This is a genomic window from Streptomyces sp. NBC_01268, from assembly GCF_036240795.1.
Taxonomy (GTDB): Bacteria; Actinomycetota; Actinomycetes; order Streptomycetales; family Streptomycetaceae; genus Streptomyces.
Genome location: NZ_CP108454.1, coordinates 3,534,718 through 3,555,780, shown reverse-complemented (window position 1 = coordinate 3,555,780; position 21,063 = coordinate 3,534,718). Strand labels below are relative to the sequence as shown.

Below are 21,063 nucleotides of genomic sequence, written 5' to 3'. Positions count from 1 at the left end.
ATCGATCATCGCGGACGTCGAACGCGAGTGCGAGATCCGGTGGCGTACTTCGTCAGGTCCGCCGCCGTCCGCACCCCCGCGACGTGCGACGGAGGGGCCCGGGCGTGAAGCCCGGGCCCCTCCGTCCTGCGGTCGCCCGCCCCCCACCGCACCGGACCGTGCCCCTCGGATCCCCCCGACCCGGGGGCGTCCCCCGAACCGGTGCGGTCTTGCTCTGCGGACGACCACGGCCCCGGCGACTCCCCCGATGGCGCCGCCGGAACCGTCCCCGTGGCGTGTGGCTCAGATGGCCGGCTTGGCCGGCTTGGCAGGCTCGGACGTGGCGTGCATGTCCATGGTCGTGATGTCGCCGGTGCCCTTGCCCGTGACCTTCGCGGTGATGGCGTCGATCGCGGGCTCGGACGTGGCGTGCATGTCCTTCGTCACGATCTCGCTCTCGGTGCCGCCCGTGGCGTGCATGTCCTGAGGCTTGACGACCGGGTTCTGCTCGATCGGGTTGCTCATCTCGTCTGCTCCTGCCTGAAGGGTGGGGATTCGGCACTCGATCCGTCCGGCCGCTCCCCCGTGAACCAGCCGGACGGATCCTTCGTGGCCGCTCACCCTAGTTGCCAGCGGTGACGACCTTGCCGGTGACCCGTCTGCCCCCCGACGCGACGGATCGACAGGACCTATCGTGCCGTTCGGCGATAAACGAACGATGAACGCGCAGGCCGGGGGTGTGGGGGCAGGTCCGGCGCGCACGGCCGGACCGTCTCCGGGGTCCGTCGGTCAGGCCGCGCTGCTGACGTTCAGGAGCTCCCGGACCTCGGCCGCCTCGGGGGAGCCGAGCCCGTCGAAGACGTCCAGCGCCTCACGCCAGCAGACCTGGGCGCGCCCCGACTGGCCGATGCCGCCGAGGGCCCGCCCGAGGACCGTCAGCACGTTGGCGCGGCGCCACTCGCCGCCGATGCCCCGCAGGACCGTGAGCGCCATCTCGGCGTTGGACGCCGCCTGGGCGGGCCGCCGCGCGGCGATGTCCACCTCCGCGAGACGGAACAGGGTCATGCCCTCCCACAGGCGCTGCCGGCTGTCCCGGAACACCTCCAGCGCCTCCCGCAGCCGGTCCACGGCCGGGCCGAGCTGGCGGGCCTCGGTGAGCGCGAGGCCCAGCGCGTAGCGCCCGTTGGCGCCGCGCAGCGAGTGCCCGATCGAGTCGTAGATCGCCGTGCCCTCCTCGGCGAGGGCGATCGCCTGCGCGGTGCGGCCGGTGGCCAGGTGGATCCGGGACAGGTTGCACAGGGCACTGGCCTCGCCGGGCCGGTCGCCGATGCCGCGGAACCGCTCGATGGCCTGGGCGAGATGCACCTCGCCCTCCTCGAACCGGTTCTGGTAGAGCGCGATGATGCCGCGCGCGTTGGCCGACCAGCAGGCGGGCAGCGGGTCCCCGGCCGCCTCCGCGCAGCGCAGCGACAGCGTCGCGTCGCGGTCGGCCTCCTCGAAGCGGCCCGCGGTGTGGTGGATGCCGGCCAGCGCCATGAGGGCCCGGCCCTCGGCGCGCACGTCCCCGGACCCGTGCGCCGCGTCCCGGACGCCCGAGGCGATCGCCTCGAACTCCTTCGCGTTCGTACCGGACTCGCCCAGGTCGAGCGCCGCCCACAGCAGGTCCACCGCCCGCCGCAGCGTCCCGGCCGTCGCCGCCGACTGGCGGACGCAGGCCAGCAGGCAGTTGGCCTCGGCGTAGAGCCAGTCCTGGGCGGCGTGCCGGTCGGTGAAGGTGAGGCCCTGGTAGGCGGTGGCCTCCAGGTGGTCGACGAGCCGGTCGCCGGGCCGCTCCAGGGCGTACACCCGGGAGGCCGTGGCCAGGTAGAAGTCGAGGAGGCGGGAGAGGGCCAGCTCCCGTTCGGCCGGGGGCTGTTCGTCGCGCTCGGCGCAGGCACGCGCGTAGAGCCGTACGAGGTCGTGGTAGCGGTAGCGGCCCGGCGCGGCGGACTCGACGAGGGAGGTGTCGACGAGGGCCTCCAGGAGGTCCTCCGTCTCCCATTCCGGCAGGTCCAGGACGGCGGCGGCGGCGGCCAGCGAGATGTCGGGCCCGTCGGCGAGGCCGAGCAGCCGGAACGCCCGGGCCTGGGCGGGCTCCAGCTGGCCGTAGCCGAGCTCGAAGGTGGCCTTGACGGCGAGGTCGCCGGCCTGGAGCTCGTCGAGCCTGCGCCGTTCGTCGGCCAGCTTGGCGGCGAGCACGGAGACCGTCCAGGTGCGGCGGGCGGCCAGCCGGGAGGCGGCGATGCGGATGGCCAGCGGCAGGAAGCCGCAGGCGGCGACGACGTCGAGGGCGGCCTCGCGCTCGGAGTGGACGCGCTCGGTGCCGACGATCCGGGTGAAGAGCTGGAGCGCCTCCTCGGGGGACATCACGTCCAGGTCGACGAGGTGCGCGCCGGCCAGGTCGACCATGCGGATGCGGCTGGTGACGAGCGCGGCGCAGCCGGCCGTGCCGGGCAGCAGGGGCCGGATCTGGGCGGCGTCCCGGGCGTTGTCGAGCAGCACCAGGACGCGGCGGCCGTCGAGCGTGGAGCGGTAGAGCGCGGCCCGCTCGTCGAGCGAGTCGGGGATGGCGGAGTCGGGGGTGCCGAGGGCCCGCAGGAAGGCGCCGAGGACGGTCTCCGGGGCCGCCGCCCGCGAACCGGCGCCCTGGAGGTCCACGTAGAGCTGCCCGTCGGGGAAGTGCGGGCGGGCCTCGTGGGCCACGTGCACGGCGAGGGTGGTCTTGCCGACGCCGCCGATCCCGGCGAGCGCCGAGACGGCCATGACGTGCCCCTCGGCGCTGGCGAGCCGGCCGCCCAGCTCCCGGACGAAGGAGGCGCGGCCGGTGAAGTCGGGCACGGTGGCGGGCAGCTGGGCGGGGCGGGCGACGGGCGCGGCGGCCGGGGGCTGCGCGTCGACGGGCCGGGCGAGCTCGGCGTCGGCCTGGAGGATGCGCTGCTGGAGCTTGGAGAGTTCGGGGTTGGGGTCGACGCCGAGTTCGTCGGCGAGGAGGCGGCGGGTGTCGGCGTACACGGCGAGGGCCTCGGCCTGGCGGCCGGAGCGGTAGAGCGCGAGCATGAGGAGTTCGCGCAGGCGCTCGCGCAGCGGGTGCGCGGCGGTGAGCGCGGTCAGCTCGGAGACGGCCTCGGCGTGGGCGCCGACCTCCAGGTCCAGGTCGAGCCGGGTCTCCAGGAGCCGCAGTCGCCACTCCTCCAGGCGGGTGCGCTGGGTCTCGGCGTACGGTCCGGGCACGGAGGCGAGGGTCTCGCCCTCCCAGAGGCCGAGCGCCTGGGCGAGCAGGTCGCGGGCGGCGCCGCGCTGCCCGGCGGCGCGCAGCCGGTCCGCCTCGGCGGCGAGCTCGTGGGCCTCGGCGAGGTCGAGGGTGAGGCCGGGGCCGGTGGTGCGCAGGGCGTAGCCGCCGGAGTCGCTGACGAGGACGCCGGGGTCGAGGATCTTGCGCAGCCGGGAGGCGTACGTGCGGACCGCGGCGAGCGCCTGCGAGGGCGACTCCTCGCCCCAGATCGCGTCGATCAGCTCACCGGCGGTGGCGGTCCGTCCGTCGCGCAGCAGCAGCGCGGCGAGCAGCGCCCGCTGCTGCGGCGACCCGGTGGGCAGCACCTGGTCCCCGCGCGAGGCCCGTACGGGCCCGAGGACGCCGAACCGGAGGGAGTCGGCGACGACGGTGTCGGCCGCGGAGCCGGTTCCGGGAGCAGGGGTGCCGGTGGTGCCGTCCGTGCCGCCCGACCCGTTCGTCCTGTCCGTCCCGACCCTCCCGTCGGTCCCGTCTCCGGGCACGCGGGAGCGCGGTTCCTCGGCCGGCCCGCTGCCGGGCCCTTCGGAAACCGTCGCCGGAGTGCGTTGCTCCGGAACCCGCGGCCCGTTCTCACGGTCCATTAGCTCCCCCTGCCCGTACCGCTGGTTTCGCCCAAGACAGTCTGCCTTGTCCGGAGGGCGCGCGTCAGCATCGGGTCGGCCGATCCGGCATCGAGGAGAAGCCTATGAGCTGACGAACCGTCAGATCGGCGCTACCGTGAAACGCATGGAGAGCTTCCCCAAGATCATCTCGGTGGACGACCACACCGTGGAGCCCCCGCACGTCTGGCAGGACCGGCTCCCGTCCCGCTATCGCGACGCCGGCCCCCGGGTCGTCCGCGCCCCCCTGAAGGAAATGACCTTTCTGGGCGGAAAGTTCGCCCCCGTCATGGGCGCCAAAGGGGACGAAGGCCCCATAGGCGACTGGTGGGTCTACGAGGACCTGCACCGTCCGCTGACCCGGCTCGACACCGCCGTCGGCTACGACCGCGACGAGATCAGGCTGGAGGTCATCACCTACGAGCAGATGCGGCCCGGCTCGTACTCCGTGCCCGAGCGGCTCGCCGACATGGACGTCAACCACGTCCAGTCGGCGCTCTGCTTCCCGACCTTCCCCCGATTCTGTGGTCAGACCTTCACAGAAGCCGCCGATCGTGAACTCGGTCTCCTCGGCGTCCGCGCCTACAACGACTGGATGGTCGAGGAGTGGTGCGGCCCCGAGGCGCGGGGCCGGCTCATCCCGCTGACCCTGATCCCGCTGTGGGACCCGGAGCTCGCCGCCGCCGAGGTCCGCCGCAACGCGGCCCGGGGCGTGCGCGCGGTCGCGTTCTCCGAGATACCGCCGCATCTCGGGCTGCCCTCGGTCCACACCGACCACTGGGACCCGTTCCTGCGCGCCTGCGACGAGACCGGCACCGTCATCGCGATGCACATCGGCTCCTCCAGCCGGATGCCGTCCACGTCCGCCGACGCCCCGCCGGCCGTCGGCTCCACCATCACCTTCGCCAACTGCTGCTTCTCGATGGTCGACTGGCTGATGAGCGGCAAGTTCGAGCGCTTCCCCCACCTGCGGATCATGTACGCCGAGGGGCAGATCGGGTGGATCCCGTACATCCTGGAGCGCGCGAACGTCGTGTGGGAGGAGAACCGCGGCTGGGGCGGGGTCGCCGAGAAGGTGCTGCGCCCGCCGTCGGAGCTGTTCGCCGAGCACGTCTTCGGCTGCTTCTTCGACGACGCCTTCGGGCTGCGCAACCTCGACGCCATCGGGGTGGGCAACGTCCTCTACGAGACCGACTACCCGCACTCGGACTCCACCTGGCCCAAGTCCCGCGAGGTCGGCGAGGCGCAGATGGGCCACCTGGCGCCGGACGTGGTGGAGCGGATCGTGCGCGGCAACGCGATCGACCTGCTGGGCCTGACCGAGGACGGCCTCTGGCGCCCGTAGCGGCGGACGGCGGGCCGGTCCGCGCACCGGCCCGCGCCGGAAAGGGCCCGCCCGGCCCGCCGAGGGAGGCGGACCGGGCGGGGGTTCGGCGGGTACGGCTCAGTAGGAGCCGGTGTAGGTGTGCGAGACGCCGGACGCCCAGTCGAGCTCGGCGTAGGCGTAGGAGGTCACGCCGGCGTCGTTGACCATGGGCGTGTAGCAGGAGGTGCTGCCCTGCGGCACGTGGCAGGAGTAGGTGCGCCCGTCGGAGTTCCGGGTGACCTGGGCCAGCGCACAGGCCACGCCGGCCGAGGCGTTGCCGCACCAGCCCTGGGGGTTGGTCAGCGTGATCCGCGCCCAGGTGGTGCGGCAGGCGGAGTTGTAGCGGAGCTCGATGGTGCCGCGGTTGTAGCTGTCGTTCGGCCCGTAGATGGTGGCCGACTTCACCGTGCTGGTGGTGCCGCCGCAGTAGGTGGAGGCGGGGTCGGCGCCGTCGTAGGTGGCGGCCTGGGCGGAGCCGCCCGTGAGGGCGAGGGCGCCGGCGGCGAGGAGCAGGGCGGTGCCGGCCTGGGCGGTGCGGCGGATCAGGGAGCGCATGGCGAGGTCCGTTCGGTGAAGGGATGTCGGGCAGGGGGGTGGGTCTGGGGTGCTGCGGGTGTCGCCCCGGCCGGTGGCCGGTCGCGACGGCTCAGTAGGAGCCGGTCTGCGTGTACTTGAGGCCGCCCGAGGTGTAGGTGATGCCCTGCGCGTAGGAGCTCACCCCGGCGTCGTTGAGCATGCGGGTGTAGCAGGAGGTGCCGCCCTGCGGCACCTGGCAGGAGAGGCTCGCCCCGTCGGAGTTCCGGATGACCTCGGCCGTGGCGCAGGGCTGCCCGGCGGCGGAGTTGCCGCACCAGCCCTGGGGGCTGTCCAGGGTGATCCGCGCCCACACCGTGCGGCAGCCCGAGTTGTAGCGCAGGTCGATGGTGCCCACGTGGTTGCCGAACCGCGGGTCGTAGAGGGCGGCCGAGCGCGGCGTGCTGGTGGTGCCGCCGCAGTAGGTGGAGGCCGGGTCGGCGCCGTCGTAGGTCGCTGCCTGGGCGGAGCCCCCGGTGAGGCCGAGGGCGCCGGCGGCGAGGAGCAGGGCGGTGCCGGCCTGGGCGGCGCGGCGCAGCAGGGTACGCATGGGCGGTCCGTTCGACGAGGGCCCGGGTGGGCCACGGGGAGGGGCGGGGGCTGCCGGACCCACCGTGCCGCACGGGCCCGCCCGCGGTCTTGGACAAAAGCGCGGCCGGGGTTCCCGGCGCGCGGACCCGGTGCACACCCCTTGCCTGACGACGCGTCAGAAGACAGCATGGGGCCGTCGTCGTAACTGACGGAGTGTCAGATGAGGGGGTCCCCATGGTGGTCTACGGCATGCAGCTGCCCGTCCAGTCCCAGAGCACGATCTACGCCGAGCCCTGGGAGGCCGCCGCGGGCCCCGACGACCTCCTCGCGGTCGCCCGCGCCGCCGACGCGCTCGGCTTCGACTACATCGCGAGCTGCGAGCACGTCGCCGTCCCGCGCCGGCTCGCCGGGGCGATGAGCACCATCTGGTACGACCCGGTGGCCACCCTCTCGTTCCTGGCGGCGGCCACCGAGCGGGTCCGGCTGCTCTCCCACGTCGCCCTCGTCGGGCTGCGCCACCCGCTGGTCTCGGCCAAGGCCTACGCGACCCTCGACCACCTCTCCGGCGGGCGGCTCGTCCTCGGGGTCGGGGCCGGGCACCTGGAGGAGGAGTTCGAGACGCTCGGGGTGGACTTCGCGGGGCGCGGCGGCGTGCTCGACGAGACCGTCGACGCGCTGCGGGCGGCCCTCGGGCCCGAGGAGTTCCCGGAGCACAGCGGCGAGCGCTTCTCCTTCCGGGACCTCGGGCAGCGGCCCCGCCCCGCGCAGGAGCGCGTCCCGGTCTGGATCGGCGGCTCCTCGCCCGCCGCCGTGCGCAGGGCCGCGGTCAAGGGGGACGGCTGGCTGCCGCAGGGCGACCCGCGCGGCCGGCTGCCCGAGCAGATCGCCCGGCTGCGGCGGCTGCGCGAGGAGGCCGGCGTCGAGGCGCCGCTCACCGTCGGGGCGATCGCCGAGCCGCTGTACGTGGGGCAGCCCGACTGGGACACCGGGCGGCGCACCCTGACCGGCAAGCCGCAGGCGCTCGCCGAGTCGCTGCGCGCGTACGGGGAGATGGGCGTGGACCAGATCCAGGTGCGGTTCCGCTGCCGGAGCCGGGCCGAACTCATCGACCAGATGGGCGCTTTCGCCGCCGAGGTCGCCCCGCACCTCACCTAGGACCAGAAGGAGTCACCGCATGGGCAAGTTGGACGGGCGCGTCGTCGTCATCACGGGCGCGGCGCGCGGGCAGGGCGAGCAGGAGGCGCGGCTCTTCGCCGCCGAGGGGGCCCGGGTGGTCCTGGGGGACGTCCTGGACGGCCCCGGCGAGGCGCTCGCCAAGGAGCTGGGGGAGGACCGGGCGCACTACGTGCACCTGGACGTCACCGCCGAGGCGGAGTGGGCGGCCGCGGTCGCCGCCGCGAAGGACCGCTTCGGGCGGATCGACGGCCTGGTGAACAACGCGGGCATCCTGCGCTTCAACGAGCTGGTGTCGACGCCGCTGGACGAGTTCGAGGCGATCGTGCGGGTCAACCAGGTCGGCTGCTTCCTCGGCATGAAGGCCGTGGCGCCGGAGATCGCGGCGGCCGGCGGCGGCACGATCGTGAACACCGCCTCGTACACGGGCGTGACGGGGATGGCGGGCGTCGGCGCCTACGCGGCGAGCAAGCACGCCGTGCTGGGGCTCACCCGGGTGGCCGCGCTGGAGCTGGCGGCGAGGGGGATCCGGGTGAACGCGGTCTGCCCGGGGGCCATCGACACCGCCATGAGCAACCCGGAGGGCGTCGACCCGACGGCCACGGCGGAGCTCTACCGGAAGCTGGTGCCGCTGGGGCGGATCGGGCGGCCGGAGGAGGTGGCGGCCCTCGCGCTCTTCCTGACCGGCGAGGACTCCGCGTACATCACGGGCCAGCCCTTCGTCATCGACGGCGGCTGGCTGGCCGGGGTCAGCCTCTTCTGAGTGTTTCTGACACACCATCAGGTATTGACGCACCCGTCGCGCGGTGCGAAAGTCGGGCACATCGCTGATCTGACGATTCGTCAGAAACTCACGAGGACGGTGAACTTCCGTGGAATTCGGGATCTTCGTACAGGGATACGTCGGCAAGCGGGCCGAGACCGATCCCGAAGCCGAGCACAAGGCCCTCATGGAGGAGACCGAGTACGTCATCCAGGCGGACAGGTCCGGGTTCAAGTACGCCTGGGCCTCCGAGCACCACTTCCTGGAGGAGTACTCCCACCTCTCCGCCAACGACGTCTACCTCGGCTACCTCGCCCACGCCACCGAGCGCATCCACCTCGGCTCCGGCATCTTCAACCCGCTCGCCCAGGTCAACCACCCGGTGAAGGTCGCCGAGAAGGTCGCCATGCTCGACCACCTCTCCGGCGGCCGCTTCGAGTTCGGCTCCGGGCGCGGCGCCGGCTCCCACGAGATCCTCGGCTTCTTCCCGGGCATCACGGACATGAACCACACCAAGGAGATCTGGGAAGAGACCATCGCCGAGTTCCCCAAGATGTGGCTCCAGGAGGAGTACGAGGGGTTCCAGGGCAAGCACTGGTCGCTCCCGCCCCGCAAGATCCTGCCCAAGCCGTACGGCAAGTCCCACCCGGCCATGTGGTACGCGGCCGGCTCCCCCGCCTCGTACGCCATGGCGGGGAAGAAGGGGCTCGGCGTCCTCGGCTTCAGCGTGCAGAAGGTCTCCGACATGGAGTGGGTCGTCGAGTCCTACAAGAACGCGATCAAGGAGGCCAAGGCGGTCGGCGACTTCGTCAACGACAACGTCATGGTGACCTCCACGGCGATCTGCGCCGAGACCCACGACAAGGCCGTCGAGATCGCCGTCGGCGGCGGGCTCAACTACCTCCAGTCGCTGCTCTTCCGCTACCACGACACCTTCCCCCGGCCCGAGGGCATCCCCGAGTGGCCCGAGCTGCTCCCCGAGTACTCGGCCGAGATCATCGAACTCCTCATCGCCGAGGAGCTGATGATCTGCGGTGACCCGAGCGAGGTGCTGGCCCAGTGCAAGCGCTGGGAGCAGGCGGGCGCCGACCAGCTCTCCTTCGGCCTGCCGATCGGGATCTCGTACGAGGACACGATGAACTCCATCAAGCTCATCGGCGAGCACGTGATCCCCGAGATCGACACGGACCCGGTCCACCGCACCACCCGCTTCCGCCAGGGCACGAACGCCTGACGGACCAGGGCCCGGGGCCCGGAGGTCCCGTACCAGAAGCGCGGGGTGGCGTCTTCCCGGACCGCCGCCCCGTACCGGCCCCGGCCGGAGGCACCCGCAGCCGCGGCCGGCGGCGGGCACGGCCCCCGTCCGGGGCGCGCCCGTGCTCCCGCGCGGGACCCGCGCAGAAAGGACGGTCATGCTCGATCACCTCATCCAAGGCGCCACCGTCGTCGACGGCACCGGCGCGCCCGCCCGCACCGCCGACGTCGGTCTCCGCGACGGCCGGATCGCCGTCGTCGCCGAGCCCGGCACCGTCGCCGAGGAGGCCCGGAGCACCGAGGACGCCACCGGCCTGATCCTCGCGCCCGGCTTCGTCGACCCGCACACCCACTACGACGCCCAGCTCTTCTGGGACCCCTTCGCCACGCCGTCCATGAACCACGGCGTCACCACCGTCGCCGGCGGCAACTGCGGCTTCACCCTCGCCCCGCTCCACCCGGACCGGCCCGAGGACGCCGACTACACGCGCCGGATGATGTCCAAGGTCGAGGGCATGGCCCTCACCGCCCTGGAGGAGGGCGTCGACTGGAGCTGGTCCTCCTTCGCCGAGTACCTGGACGCCCTCGACGGCCGCACCGCCGTCAACGCCGGCTTCATGGTCGGCCACTGCGCCCTGCGCCGGTACGTGATGGGCGCCGACGCGGTCGGCGGACAGCCCACCGAGGAGCAGCTCGCCCGGATGGTCGCGCTCCTCAAGGAGGCCATGGCGGCCGGCGCCTGGGGCCTGTCCACGACCCAGTCGGCCACCCACTCCGACGGCGACGGCGCCCCCGTCGCCTCCCGGCACGCCCTGCCCGCCGAGCTCATCGCCCTGTCGAAGGCGGTCGGCGAGCACGAGGGCACCCAGATCGAGGCGATCCTGGCGGGCTGCCTCGACCAGTTCTCGGACGCCGAGATCGACCTCTTCGTCGAGATGACGGCCGCCGCCGGACGCCCGCTCAACTGGAACGTCCTCACCATCGACGCCACCGTCCCCGAACGCGTCCCGCGCCAGCTGCTCGCCTCCGAGCGGGCCCGCAAGTCCGGCGGCCGGATCGTCGCCCTCACCATGCCGATCCTCACCCCCATGAACATGTCGCTCGGCACCTTCTGCGCCCTCAACCTCATCCCCGGCTGGGGCGAGGTCCTCGGCCTGCCGGTCCCCGAGCGGATCGCGAGGCTGCGCGACCCCGCCGTACGGACCGAGCTGCTGCGGCGCGCCGACTCCAAGGAGGCCGGCGTCTTCCGGCGCCTGGCGAACTTCGGGCGGTACGTCGTCGGCGACACGTACAGCCCCGAGAACGAGGGCCTGACCGGCCGCGTCGTGAAGGACATCGCCGCCGAACGCGGCCAGGACGCCTTCCAGTGCCTGGTGGAGATCTGCGCCCACGACGAGCTGCGCACCGTCCTGTGGCCGATGCCCACCGACAACGACCCGGCGTCCTGGGCGCTGCGCCGGGAGACCTGGCAGCACGAGGACGTCCTGCTCGGCGGCTCCGACGCGGGCGCCCACCTGGACCGGATGTGCGGGGCGCCGTACACGACCCGCTTCCTCGGCGACTGCCTGCGCGGCCGGAAGCTGGTGCCGCTGGAGCAGGCGGTGAAGATGCTGAGCGACGACCCGGCGCGGCTCTTCGGCCTGCGCGAGCGCGGCCGGATCACCGAGGGGTTCCACGCCGACCTGGTCCTCTTCGACCCCGAGCGGATCGACGCGGGCCCGGCGACCCTGGTCCACGACCTGCCGGGCGACAGCCCGCGCCTGGACTCGCGGGCGGTAGGGATCGTGTCGGTGCGGGTCAACGGGGTCGAGACGGTACGCGACGACGAGGTGACGGGCGCCATCCCGGGCCGGGTGCTGCGCTCGGGCCGCGACACGAGGACGGTGAGCACCAGGTGACGCAGGAATCGACGCAGGGGACGGCGCGCGAGGCGACGCACGGGCCGGTCACGGAGCGCCTGTATATAGGGGGAGAGTGGGTCGAGCCCGACGGCGGGCACTACGAGGTGATCGACCCCGCCTCCGAGGAGCTCGTCGGCCTCGCGCCGGAGGCCTCCCGGGACCAGGTGTACGAGGCGGCCCGGGCGGCCCGCGCGGCCTTCGGGACCTGGTCGCGGACGAAGCCGGAGGAGCGGGCCGCGATCCTGGACCGCGCCGCCGACCTGATGGCCCGCGACGCCGAGGCGAACACCCTGCTCGCCCGCGCCGAGACGGGCGCGACCACCGCGACCGCGCGCGGGATGCAGGTCGCGGTCGGCTCCTCGCGCTTCCGGCGGTACGCGCGCGGCGCCCTGGAGCCGGTCGAGCAGGCGCTGCCCCCGCAGATCAACGAGGCCGGCCCGATGGGGAAGGCGGGCGTGTTCGGGGCGGTGGCGGTGCGGCGCCCGGTCGGCGTGGTCACCTGCATCACCTCGTACAACAACCCCTGGGCCAACCCGGCCGGCAAGATCGCCCCGGCGCTCGCCATGGGCAACACGGTCGTGGTGAAGCCCGCCCCGCAGGACCCGCTGTCGGTGTTCGCGATGGTCCGCGCCCTGGAGGAGGCGGGTGTCCCGGCCGGGGTGGTCAACCTCGTCACCGGCTCCGCGCCGGCCGTGGGCGAGGCCGCGGTGGACTCCGCGGACGTCGACATGGTCTCCTTCACCGGCTCCACGGCGGTCGGCCAGGCGATCGGCGAGGTCTGCGGCCGGGGCCTGAAGCGGCAGCTGATGGAGCTGGGCGGCAAGGGCGCGGCGCTGGTCTTCGACGACGCCGACCTGGACGCGGCGGTGATGGGGATCGGCACGACCTTCTCCTTCTACAGCGGGCAGATCTGCACCGCGCCGACCCGGGTGCTGGCCCAGCGCGGGATCCACGACCGGCTGATCGAGAAGCTGACCGGCTATCTCGCCTTCATGAAGGTGGGCGATCCGGCGGAGCGCGGCACGGTGGTCGGCCCGGTGATCTCGGCGGCCCACCGGGACCGGATCGAGTCCTACGTCGAGCTGGGGCGCAAGGAGGGGGCCACGGTGGTGGCGGGCGGGGAGCGCCCGGCCGGTCCGGGTCTCGACCGCGGCTTCTACGTGGCGCCGACGCTGCTGGCGGACTGCACCAACGAGATGCGGGTGGTGCGGGAGGAGATCTTCGGCCCGGTGGTCGTGGTGGTCCCCTTCGACGACGAGGAGGAGGGCATCGCGCTGGCGAACGACAGCGACTACGGGCTGATCGACTACGTGTGGTCCGGCGACGTGTCCCGCGCCTTCCGGATCGCGGGGCGGCTGAGGGCCGGCGGGGTCGGGGTGAACACCATCGGCCGGAACATGGAGGCGCCGTTCGGCGGCTTCAAGAAGAGCGGTGTCGGTCGGGACGTGGGCTCGTACGCGCTGCACGCGTACAGCGAGACGCAGGCGGTGGTCTGGCCCGGCTGAGCCGGCCGGGAACGGGGAGCGCGCCGCGGGACCCGGAGGGGGAGGACCCTTCGGAAAATTCCTCGGGAAAATTTGGAATCGGGCATTCCGGACAGTGCTGCGGTTCCCGCATATCGGACACTCCGCATCGGACCTATCGCTTGGTCGGTCCGGTGCGGTCGTCGATCTTTCAATCATTGGTGGCTGTCCGGATTCGCCCTCTCAATGCAAGGTGATGATCGATCAAATGAGCGGACTGCGGTCTTCCGGATGTGGAAACCGCAGCATTTAACGTCCTGTTCATGACTCAGGTGGATGAGCGGCCCCAGGCCGGAGACACGGTAAGGGGCGCCGCGACCGCGGGTGACACCCAGGGCGTGCGCACCAAAGGCCTCGGCGGCAACTCCGTGGGCCTGCTCGGCAGTGCCGTCATCGGCATCTCCACCGTCGCCCCCGTCTACTGCCTCACCTCGACGCTCGGCTCCACCGCCGGCGAGGTCGGCCTCCAGATGCCCGCCGTCTTCCTCGCGGGCTTCCTGCCGATGCTGCTCGTCGCCTTCGCGTACCGCGAGCTCAACAAGGTCATGCCCGACTGCGGCACCTCCTTCACCTGGACGGTGAAGGCCTTCGGCCCGAAGCTGGGCTGGATGTGCGGCTGGGGCCTGGTCATCGCGACGATCATCGTCCTGTCCAACCTGGCGGGCGTCGCCACCTCGTACTTCTGGCTGCTCGCCGGGGAGATCACGGGCAATCCCTCGATCGCGGCCCTGGACGACGACAAGGCCGTCCACATCGTCACCTGCCTCGCCCTGATCGCCACCGCCACCGCGATCAGCTACCGCGGCATGACCGCCACCAAGGGCCTCCAGTACACCCTCGTCGGCCTCCAGCTCGTCGTCCTCGGCCTGTTCGTGGCGATGGCGCTGTCGAAGGCCGGCTCCTTCGAGACCTCGGTCGAGTTCTCCTGGTCCTGGATGAACCCCTTCGCGGTGCAGTCCTTCGCCGCGTTCACCGCCGGACTCTCCCTGTCGATCTTCATGTACTGGGGCTGGGACGCCTGCATGGCGTCCAACGAGGAGACCACCGGCAGCGAGAAGACCCCCGGCCGCGCCGCGCTCATCGCGATGGTCGTCCTGGTCGGCTCCTACCTGGCCACCGGCATCGCCGCCCAGATGGCCGTCGGCTCCGGCGACCAGGGCCTCGGGCTGGCCAACCCGGCGACCTCCGACAACGTCTTCGCCGCCCTGGCCGGCCCCGTCATGGGCCCCGCCCTCGGCATCCTGCTCTTCGTCGCGGTGCTCGCCTCGGCCGCCGCCAGCCTCCAGACGACCTTCATCCCGGTCGCCCGCACGGTCCTGGCCATGTCCACCTACGAGGCCCTGCCGAAGTCCTTCACCAAGGTCCACCCGGTCTTCAAGACCCCCGGCAAGGCCACGGTCGTGGCCGGTGTCGCCACCGGCGCGTTCTACACCGTGATGACCCTGGTCAGCGAGCACGTCCTGGTCGACACCATCTACGCGCTCGGCCTGATGATCTGCTTCTACTACGCCCTGACGGCCTTCGCCTGCGTCTGGTACTTCCGCGGCGAGCTGTTCCGCTCCGCGCGCGACTTCGCCTTCAAGGGCCTCATGCCGGCCCTCGGCGGCCTGATGCTGACCGCCGTCTTCGGCAAGACGCTGTACGACATGTGGGACCCGGCCTACGGCTCCGGCTCCGCCGTCTTCGGTGTCGGCTCCGTCTTCGTCATCGGCGTCGGGCTGCTGCTGCTCGGCGTGGTGATCATGCTGGTGATGCAGCGCCGCAGCCCCGCGTTCTTCCGCGGCGAGGTGCTCACCAAGGAGACCCCGTCCCTGGTGGTCGCGGACTGATGGACTCCGCGCCCGTCGGCTGACGGAAACGGCGAGGTGGCGGGCCCGTGGGGGGTCCCGCCACCTCCGTCGTTCTCCGCGTCGGTCAGTGCTGGCCGGGCAGCAGCCCCGACACCAGCTGGTTGGCGCCGGGCATCCCGGCGGGGGCCGGGCCCTTGCCCTGGGGCATGAGGACGCCGCTGAGCGGGACGACCGAGGGGAGGTTGGCGCCGCCGGTGTCGGCGGCGGCGGTCCCGGCGGCCGTGAGGCCGCCCGCCACGGCGAGTCCGGTGAGGGCGGCTGCGGTGAGGATCTTCTTCATGCCCGCTCCAACGCGGACGGACGGGATCCGGTTACGCGGAGGGGCGCGGCCGACCGGTGCCGCACGGGCGCGCGCCCCCGGCCGCTACCAGGTGGCCCCGGCCGGCTGCCGGGTCGTCGCGTTCAGCCGGTTGAAGAGGTTGGACACCCCGATCCACAGCACGATCTGCGCCAGCTGCCTCTCGTCGTAGTGCCGCGCGGCCTCGTCCCACACCGCGTCCGGCACCGCGTCCGGACGGTCGGCGAGCCGGGTCGCGTACTCGGCGAGGGCGAGCGCGGCCCGCTCGGCCTCGGAGAAGTACGGCGTCTCCCGCCAGGCGGCGACGGCGTGCAGCCGCTCGTCCGTCTCCCCCTCCTCCCGCCCCTTCAGCGCGCCGCCCACGACGCAGTAGGAGCAGCCGTTGATCTGGCTGGTCCGCAGATGGACCAGGCCGAGCGTGGTGGCGGGCACGTCGCCGCCGGACTGGACGGCCTTCACGAGCTGCATGATCGGGCCCATGGCCTCGGGCAGGGCGACGGCGGGGTTGGCCATGCGGACGACGGACACAGGGGTCTCCTTAGGATGCGTACGTGTATACGGAAACGGATCGCCTGACGGACCGGGAAGAGCACCGGGAGCCGGACGGGGAGTCGCACCGGGAACGGGGCTGGCGGATGCGCCCGGCGCGTGCGGCGGACGTGGAGGCCGTCGCCGAGCTGAAGGCCGTCGTGATGCGGGACGACCTGGTGCGCCTGGGCCGCTACGACGAGCACCGGGTGCGGCAGCGGCTGCGGGACGAGTTCCGGCCGGAGCACACCTCGGTCGTCGAGGTGGACGGCGCCTTCGCGGGCTGCGTGGCCTTCGGGCCGTACCCGCACGGTCCCGGGTGCTACCTGGCCCACTTCTACCTCGCCCCCGAGACCCGGGGGAGGGGCCTCGGGACGGCGGTGCTCGGCAGGCTGCTCGACCGGGCGGACGCCGACGGCGTCCCGGTCCGGCTGACCGTGATCCAGGGCAGCGCGGCGCGCCGGCTCTACGAGCGGGCGGGCTTCACGGTCGAGTCCGAGGACCCGGTCGACGTGCGGATGGTGCGGGAACCGGCCCTCAGAACCCCGAGCCGGCCGGCTGCCGGGTCGTGACGTTGATCCGGTTGAAGAGGTTGGTGACGCCGACCATCAGCACGATCGCGGCGAGTTGCTTCTCGTCGTAGTGGTCGGCGGCCGCGTCCCACACGTCGTCCGGCACCGCGTCCGAGGTGTCGGCGAGCCGGGTCGCCGCCTCGGTGAGGGCGAGCGCGGCCCGCTCCTCGTCCGAGAAGTACGGCGCCTCGCGCCAGGCGGCGACCGAGAACAGCTTCTCGTCGCTGACCCCGTTCTTCCGGGCGCTCTTGGCCCCGAAGTCCACGCAGAACCCGCAGTTGTTGATCTGGCTGGCCCGCAGGTGCACGAGCTCCAGGGTGGACTCGGGGACGCCGCCCTGGCGGGTGGCCTTCAGCAGGCTCATGATCGCCGGTCCGGCGTCGGAGAGCAGGTGGGCGGGGTTGGCCATCCGTGCCGTGATCTCGTGCTGCATGGTCACTCCTGGGTCTCTGTCCGCCGTCGTGGCGTCTTCCGTTGCCTTCACAGCACTGACGGATCGCGCGCACCGGATGTGACGGCTTCCGAGAAGTTCTTTCGGATCGGCCGGATCAGCCTGCCGGGGCGATCTCCTCTGCCGCTTCGGCCGGCTCGGCGATGAGCGCCGTCGCGATCGTCCGGAAGCCGAGCCGGGCGTACATCCGGGCCACCGTGTCGTCCGTGGCGGTCAGGAAGACCGTCGTCACGCCCGCCGCGCGCGCGTCCGCGATGAGCGCCGCCGTGACCGCCAGACCGAGCCCCCGCCGCCGCGCCTCCGGGCGGGTGCCGACCCCGACGACCTCCGAGACCGCGCCGACCGGCTGGTGCTGCCCGGCCGAGAGGGCGGTGCCGGAGGTGTCGAAGGCCGCCGCGAGCCGGGTCAGGCCCGCCGCGATCCGCTCCTGGACCTGGCCGGCGGCGTCGGGCGCGGGCGTGGCGCCGAAGGCGGCGTACGGGGCGGCGACCGCGTTCTCCAGGGCGGGATCGGCGGCGCCGACCATGCGCACGGCGACGCCCTCCGGCAGCGGGCCCGTCTCCTCGGCGCTCTCCGTGAGGACCATCAGCGGATGCTCGTGCACCACGAGCCCGCTCGCCTCGACCGCCGCCCGCAGCCCCGGCGTCGTCTCCGCCACCCACTCGAACGCCTCGGGCGCTCCCAGTTCCCGCTGCCGTGCCCGGACCTCGTCGACCGCCGCCACGGACACCTCGCCCTCGTGGCCGAGCGCGGGCCGCGCGTAGTACGGCCAGCCCGCCCCGTCCCGTACGAAGAGGGTGAGCGGGCCGAACTCCTCGGCACGGGCGGCGGAGCGGGGCACGGCGTCGTAGTACGTCTCAAGGCGCGTCAGCATGGGCCCAGCATGTCGCATCCGTACGGCCGCGCGGGATGATGGACCCATGACCGAGATCCTCACCCCCCGACTGCTGCTGCGCCGCTGGACCGACGACGACCTCGTCCCCATGGCCGAGATCAACGCCGACCCGGAGGTCATGCAATGGATCGGTGACGGATCCGTGCGCGATCTGGAGGAGACGGCGGAGCGGATCGAGCACTGGGAGGAGGAGTGGGACGAGGAGGGCTTCGGGCTCTTCGCCGTCGAGCTGCTCGGCTCCGGCGAGCTGATCGGCTTCACGGGCCTGTCGGTGCCGGAGTTCCTGCCGGAGGTGGCACCGGACGTGGAGATCGGCTGGCGCCTCGGCCGCCAGTTCTGGGGCCAGGGCTACGCCTCGGAAGCCGCCCACGCCGCCCTCGAGTTCGCCCTCCAGGACCGCGGCCTCGACCGGGTGATCAGCATCGCGCGGGCCGGGAACACCGCGTCGGAGAACGTCATGCGCAAACTGGGCATGACCCTGGAACGGGAGACCGTCCACCCCGAGTTCGGCCACGCGCTGCGCATCCACGCCATCGACCTCACCGAGTACCGGGCCTGACCGCCCGGAGGGCCGCGAGGACGGGCCCGGTCGCCGCGGTACGCGGCGGCCACGGCGCCCTCGCGGCCCTCCGGCGGATCACCGGCCGGTGGGCCCCGGGCCCAGGAAGACCGGGTTGGTGAACGCGGCGAGCGCCCCCGGCAGGGGCGGGACCGCCGCCGGGTGGCGGACCTCGGCCCGTACGTACGTGGCGTAGGCCGCGGTCGTCGTCCACTCGACGGTGTCCGTGTCCTGGACCGTGCGCAGCACGCCCTGGTCCGTGACGAGGCGGAGCGTGCCGCCGGGCGGGGCGCCGGTGACGCGGAGGCGGGCGGTGACGGGCTCGTCGGCGGGGACGGCGAGGCGCTCGCCGATGCCGGCGGTGCGCCCGCGGCCGTCGGTGACGCCGAACTCCACGGAGACCGCCGAGGACTCGGCCACGTAACTCCGGCCCGCCCGCAGCCCGTCCAGGATCGCGGCCCGGCTCAGCTCCGCCGCGAGGACCACCGTCTGCGGGGTGCCGACCCGGTCGGGGTCGCGGTGCGCGTCGCTGTTGCCCATCGCCGGCGTCCAGCGCCCGCGCGCCAGTGCCGCGTCCCAGCCGGCCAGGGCGACCTCGTCGTCGGGGGTGTACGGCCCGTTCCACACCTCCACCGCGTCCGCGTCGCCGAAACCGAACTTCCAGGCGCAGCCGATGCAGGTGGCCTGCGGGTGCGCGGGGACGACCAGGCCGCCGGCCCGGCGGATCTCCCGGGCGAAGCGACCGAAACGGTTCTCCCTGGCCCGGTAGCGCCAGTCGACGAAGGTGCCCGGATCGGTGCCGAGGGCGAGGACGTGCCCGTTGCGGGTGGTGACCTCCTCGCCGAGCAGCACCAGCAGGTCGTCCCCGGCGAGCCCGGCCCACGCCCCGTGCCCGGCATGCGTGTTGTGCTCGGTGGCGGTCAGGAAGTCCAGCCCCGCCGCCCGGGCCAGCGCGGCGACCTCGGCCGGGGTGCGCCGCCCGTCCGAGTACACGGTGTGCAGGTGGCAGTCGCCCCGGTACCAGGCCCGGCCGCGGCCCCGGGCCCGCTCCGGCGGATACGCGACGGGGGCGGCGGGAGCGTCCGGACCCAGCCGCAGCGTCACCGTCACCGTGTACGCGAGCCCCTGCGGGGCGACCGTGTACGGGGCGAGCACGACGTGCCAGAGGCCGGGCCGCAGCGGCCCCGCGACGTAGCCGGGCGTCGCGTCGTCGGCCCGTACGAAGAACTCCTTGCGCGCCCCGCCGGACCAGCCGCGGAAGCCCCGGCCGCCGAGCGCGGTGCCGCGCTGGTCGAACAGGCCGATGTCGAGCGCGTTGCCCTGGGTGCCGGCGGGCACGGGCGGCCGCTCGTAGCCGTACGCCACGTGCAGCTCGCGCACCCCGCGCGGCAGCTCCAGCGGCAGGTACACGTAGTCGGGGGAGCCCGGCGGGAGGCTGCCGCTCACCGTACGGGTGAGGTCCCCGTCGTCGGCCCGGGCGAAGCTCACGGTCCCCAAGGTAAGCGCGGTCGCCGCGCCCGTCGCGAGCAGCGCGCGTCTGGTGGTCTCCGTCATGCCCCTGACTGTCCTCCGGCCGCGTGAACGAGGGAACAACACCGGGGGCTTCCCGACCCTCGGAATTCCACCGCCCAACCCCTACCGTGCCGCTATGCGGATCTCGACCACGATCTTCCTGACCGACGAGACCATCACCCCCGTGCGGCTCGCCCGCGAGCTCGAACGGCGCGGCTTCGCCGGGCTCTACCTGCCCGAGCACACCCACATCCCCGCCGAGCGCACCACGCCCTACCCGAACGGCGGCCCGCTGCCGCCCGAGTACACCCGGGTACTCGACCCCTTCGTCGCGCTGGGCCAGGCCGCGGCCGTCACCGAGCACCTGCTGCTCGGCACCGGGGTCACCCTGGTCGGCGAGCACGACCCGATCTCCCTCGCCAAGCGGGTCGCCACCCTCGACCACCTCTCCGGCGGGCGCTTCACCCTCGGCGTCGGCTTCGGCTGGAACCGTGAGGAGGCCGACGACCACGGCGTCACCTGGTCCACCCGCCGCGAGCACACCCGCGAGGCGATGCACCTGATGCGCGCCCTGTGGGCCCCGGAGCCCACGGCGTACGCCGGACCCTCCGGCCTCTCCGTGCGCGCCTCCCACGCCTGGCCGAAACCCGCGGGCGGCGCCCCCCGCACCCTCGTCGGCGGCGCGGCGGGCCCGAAGCTCTTCGCCCACATCGCCGACTACGCCGACGGCTGGATGCCGATCGGCGGCCGCGGCCTCACCCGCAACCTCCCGGTCCTCCGCGAGGCGTGGGAGCGGGCCGGCCGCGACCCGAAGACCCTTCAGGTCGTCCCCTTCGCGGTCCTCCCCGACCCCGGCAAGCTGGCCCACTACGCGGAGCTGGGCTGCGAGGAGGTCGTGGTCCAGCTGCCGCCGGGGGAGGAGACGGAGGTGCTGCGGGCGCTGGACGGGTACGCGGAGTACGTGTGACGGCTCAGGAGGGCTGGAAGCAGCGGGAGACGACGCTGACGCTGAGCGACACCTTCGTCTTCGCCGTGGGGTCCTTGCGGCGGTCGACCAGCTGGAGCTCGGCCGAGTAGTCCCCATCCGGGGAGTCCGCGACGATCGTCGGGGTCTTCGCCTTGTTGGCGGCCGGACCGTCGGAGACGACCTTCCAGCCCTTCTTCGGAAGCGTCGTGCGCATCGCGGCGTAGCCCTTCTCCAGCTCCTCGAACGGCAGGTCGTAGATGCTCCAGGGGTGGTACATCTGGATCGTCCCGTCCGCGTACCCCTCACACGGCAACGGTCCCGGGCCGGGCTCGGTCGTCTTGCCCTTCAGCCCGATCAGTTCGAAGAGACGGCTGGAGGTCGCCTGAGTCCCCTTCTCCATCTGCGTGCGGTCGCGGGTTTCGGCGGTCTTCGCCACAG

General features: G+C 73.1%; 20 protein-coding genes. 10 read left to right on the top strand and 10 right to left on the bottom strand.

Annotation, left to right across the window (positions count from 1 at the left end; genetic code table 11):
* Positions 1-282 precede the first annotated feature (282 nt).
* Positions 283-504 (bottom strand): hypothetical protein, encoded by a 222-nt coding sequence (locus OG309_RS15645; protein WP_329421424.1) that lies wholly within the window; start codon positions 502-504, stop codon positions 283-285.
* A gap of 264 nt (positions 505-768) precedes the next feature.
* Positions 769-3,891 carry an AfsR/SARP family transcriptional regulator gene (locus OG309_RS15640; RefSeq protein WP_329421423.1) on the bottom strand — a complete coding sequence of 1,041 codons (3,123 nt, stop codon included), beginning with the start codon at positions 3,889-3,891 and terminating at the stop codon, positions 769-771.
* A 145-nt stretch (positions 3,892-4,036) separates the two neighbouring features.
* Between OG309_RS15640 and OG309_RS15635 the strand changes: the two genes are divergently transcribed.
* A complete protein-coding gene (locus OG309_RS15635) occupies positions 4,037-5,254 on the top strand; it encodes an amidohydrolase family protein (RefSeq protein ID WP_329421422.1) in 1,218 nt (405 codons plus the stop codon).
* A gap of 99 nt (positions 5,255-5,353) precedes the next feature.
* On the opposite strand, the gene OG309_RS15630 is transcribed toward OG309_RS15635, so the two are convergent.
* Both OG309_RS15630 and OG309_RS15625 read right to left on the bottom strand, forming a co-directional pair.
* On the bottom strand, positions 5,354-5,830 hold the full coding sequence (locus OG309_RS15630; protein ID WP_329421421.1) for a DUF2690 domain-containing protein: 477 nt from the start codon (positions 5,828-5,830) through the stop codon (positions 5,354-5,356).
* 91 nt (positions 5,831-5,921) lie between these two features.
* Positions 5,922-6,398 (bottom strand): DUF2690 domain-containing protein, encoded by a 477-nt coding sequence (locus tag OG309_RS15625; RefSeq protein ID WP_329421420.1) that lies wholly within the window; start codon positions 6,396-6,398, stop codon positions 5,922-5,924.
* A gap of 215 nt (positions 6,399-6,613) precedes the next feature.
* Here OG309_RS15625 and OG309_RS15620 point away from each other — a divergent pair, with 215 nt between their 5' ends.
* From OG309_RS15620 to OG309_RS15595, 6 genes are all read left to right on the top strand, one after another.
* Positions 6,614-7,534 carry an LLM class F420-dependent oxidoreductase gene (locus OG309_RS15620; RefSeq protein ID WP_329421418.1) on the top strand — a complete coding sequence of 307 codons (921 nt, stop codon included), beginning with the start codon at positions 6,614-6,616 and terminating at the stop codon, positions 7,532-7,534.
* Between the two features lie 19 nt (positions 7,535-7,553).
* On the top strand, positions 7,554-8,315 hold the full coding sequence (locus OG309_RS15615; protein ID WP_329421416.1) for an SDR family NAD(P)-dependent oxidoreductase: 762 nt from the start codon (positions 7,554-7,556) through the stop codon (positions 8,313-8,315).
* 109 nt (positions 8,316-8,424) lie between these two features.
* Positions 8,425-9,549 (top strand): LLM class flavin-dependent oxidoreductase, encoded by a 1,125-nt coding sequence (locus tag OG309_RS15610; protein WP_329421414.1) that lies wholly within the window; start codon positions 8,425-8,427, stop codon positions 9,547-9,549.
* A 178-nt stretch (positions 9,550-9,727) separates the two neighbouring features.
* The gene (locus OG309_RS15605) at positions 9,728-11,467 is read left to right on the top strand and encodes an N-acyl-D-amino-acid deacylase family protein (protein WP_329421413.1); all 1,740 of its coding nucleotides are present in this window, start codon (positions 9,728-9,730) and stop codon (positions 11,465-11,467) included.
* Positions 11,464-12,975, top strand: a complete 1,512-nt coding sequence (locus OG309_RS15600) for an aldehyde dehydrogenase family protein (protein WP_329421412.1) — start codon at positions 11,464-11,466, stop codon at positions 12,973-12,975. Before OG309_RS15605 ends, OG309_RS15600 begins: the two co-directional genes overlap by 4 nt.
* A gap of 281 nt (positions 12,976-13,256) precedes the next feature.
* Complete coding sequence (locus OG309_RS15595) at positions 13,257-14,822, top strand: APC family permease (protein WP_329421411.1); 1,566 nt, start codon at positions 13,257-13,259, stop codon at positions 14,820-14,822.
* Between the two features lie 85 nt (positions 14,823-14,907).
* Here OG309_RS15595 and OG309_RS15590 read toward each other — a convergent pair whose 3' ends face one another.
* Both OG309_RS15590 and OG309_RS15585 read right to left on the bottom strand, forming a co-directional pair.
* Complete coding sequence (locus tag OG309_RS15590; protein WP_329421409.1) at positions 14,908-15,123, bottom strand: hypothetical protein; 216 nt, start codon at positions 15,121-15,123, stop codon at positions 14,908-14,910.
* Between the two features lie 84 nt (positions 15,124-15,207).
* A complete protein-coding gene (locus tag OG309_RS15585) occupies positions 15,208-15,654 on the bottom strand; it encodes a carboxymuconolactone decarboxylase family protein (RefSeq protein WP_329428340.1) in 447 nt (148 codons plus the stop codon).
* 122 nt (positions 15,655-15,776) lie between these two features.
* On the opposite strand from OG309_RS15585, the gene OG309_RS15580 reads away from it, so the two are divergent.
* Positions 15,777-16,241 (top strand): GNAT family N-acetyltransferase, encoded by a 465-nt coding sequence (locus tag OG309_RS15580; RefSeq protein ID WP_329428339.1) that lies wholly within the window; start codon positions 15,777-15,779, stop codon positions 16,239-16,241.
* Here the strand turns inward: OG309_RS15580 and OG309_RS15575 are convergent.
* Together OG309_RS15575 and OG309_RS15570 are read right to left on the bottom strand one after the other, a co-directional pair.
* Positions 16,207-16,662 carry a carboxymuconolactone decarboxylase family protein gene (locus OG309_RS15575; protein ID WP_402545971.1) on the bottom strand — a complete coding sequence of 152 codons (456 nt, stop codon included), beginning with the start codon at positions 16,660-16,662 and terminating at the stop codon, positions 16,207-16,209. The genes OG309_RS15580 and OG309_RS15575 overlap by 35 nt on opposite strands.
* Positions 16,663-16,789: 127 nt before the next feature.
* On the bottom strand, positions 16,790-17,566 hold the full coding sequence (locus OG309_RS15570) for a GNAT family N-acetyltransferase (RefSeq protein ID WP_329421406.1): 777 nt from the start codon (positions 17,564-17,566) through the stop codon (positions 16,790-16,792).
* 46 nt (positions 17,567-17,612) lie between these two features.
* On the opposite strand from OG309_RS15570, the gene OG309_RS15565 reads away from it, so the two are divergent.
* Positions 17,613-18,146, top strand: a complete 534-nt coding sequence (locus tag OG309_RS15565; RefSeq protein ID WP_329421405.1) for a GNAT family N-acetyltransferase — start codon at positions 17,613-17,615, stop codon at positions 18,144-18,146.
* A gap of 78 nt (positions 18,147-18,224) precedes the next feature.
* On the opposite strand, the gene OG309_RS15560 is transcribed toward OG309_RS15565, so the two are convergent.
* A complete protein-coding gene (locus OG309_RS15560; RefSeq protein ID WP_329421404.1) occupies positions 18,225-19,700 on the bottom strand; it encodes a CehA/McbA family metallohydrolase in 1,476 nt (491 codons plus the stop codon).
* Positions 19,701-19,794: 94 nt separating this feature from the next.
* Here OG309_RS15560 and OG309_RS15555 point away from each other — a divergent pair, with 94 nt between their 5' ends.
* On the top strand, positions 19,795-20,625 hold the full coding sequence (locus OG309_RS15555; protein ID WP_329421403.1) for an LLM class F420-dependent oxidoreductase: 831 nt from the start codon (positions 19,795-19,797) through the stop codon (positions 20,623-20,625).
* Positions 20,626-20,629: 4 nt separating this feature from the next.
* Here OG309_RS15555 and OG309_RS15550 read toward each other — a convergent pair whose 3' ends face one another.
* Positions 20,630-21,061 (bottom strand): hypothetical protein, encoded by a 432-nt coding sequence (locus tag OG309_RS15550; RefSeq protein ID WP_329421401.1) that lies wholly within the window; start codon positions 21,059-21,061, stop codon positions 20,630-20,632.
* Between the last annotated feature and the right edge of the window lie 2 nt (positions 21,062-21,063).

Coding starts and splice junctions, on each gene's coding strand:
- OG309_RS15560 (WP_329421404.1), bottom strand. CDS start 19,700: ATGACGGAGACCACCAGACGCGCGCTGCTCGCGACGGGCGCGGCGACC.
- OG309_RS15605 (WP_329421413.1), top strand. CDS start 9,728: ATGCTCGATCACCTCATCCAAGGCGCCACCGTCGTCGACGGCACCGGC.
- OG309_RS15625 (WP_329421420.1), bottom strand. CDS start 6,398: ATGCGTACCCTGCTGCGCCGCGCCGCCCAGGCCGGCACCGCCCTGCTC.
- OG309_RS15595 (WP_329421411.1), top strand. CDS start 13,257: ATGACTCAGGTGGATGAGCGGCCCCAGGCCGGAGACACGGTAAGGGGC.
- OG309_RS15555 (WP_329421403.1), top strand. CDS start 19,795: ATGCGGATCTCGACCACGATCTTCCTGACCGACGAGACCATCACCCCC.
- OG309_RS15585 (WP_329428340.1), bottom strand. CDS start 15,654: ATGGCCAACCCCGCCGTCGCCCTGCCCGAGGCCATGGGCCCGATCATG.
- OG309_RS15565 (WP_329421405.1), top strand. CDS start 17,613: ATGACCGAGATCCTCACCCCCCGACTGCTGCTGCGCCGCTGGACCGAC.
- OG309_RS15590 (WP_329421409.1), bottom strand. CDS start 15,123: ATGAAGAAGATCCTCACCGCAGCCGCCCTCACCGGACTCGCCGTGGCG.
- OG309_RS15645 (WP_329421424.1), bottom strand. CDS start 504: ATGAGCAACCCGATCGAGCAGAACCCGGTCGTCAAGCCTCAGGACATG.
- OG309_RS15570 (WP_329421406.1), bottom strand. CDS start 17,566: ATGCTGACGCGCCTTGAGACGTACTACGACGCCGTGCCCCGCTCCGCC.
- OG309_RS15615 (WP_329421416.1), top strand. CDS start 7,554: ATGGGCAAGTTGGACGGGCGCGTCGTCGTCATCACGGGCGCGGCGCGC.
- OG309_RS15580 (WP_329428339.1), top strand. CDS start 15,777: ATGCGCCCGGCGCGTGCGGCGGACGTGGAGGCCGTCGCCGAGCTGAAG.
- OG309_RS15635 (WP_329421422.1), top strand. CDS start 4,037: ATGGAGAGCTTCCCCAAGATCATCTCGGTGGACGACCACACCGTGGAG.
- OG309_RS15640 (WP_329421423.1), bottom strand. CDS start 3,891: ATGGACCGTGAGAACGGGCCGCGGGTTCCGGAGCAACGCACTCCGGCG.
- OG309_RS15620 (WP_329421418.1), top strand. CDS start 6,614: ATGGTGGTCTACGGCATGCAGCTGCCCGTCCAGTCCCAGAGCACGATC.
- OG309_RS15630 (WP_329421421.1), bottom strand. CDS start 5,830: ATGCGCTCCCTGATCCGCCGCACCGCCCAGGCCGGCACCGCCCTGCTC.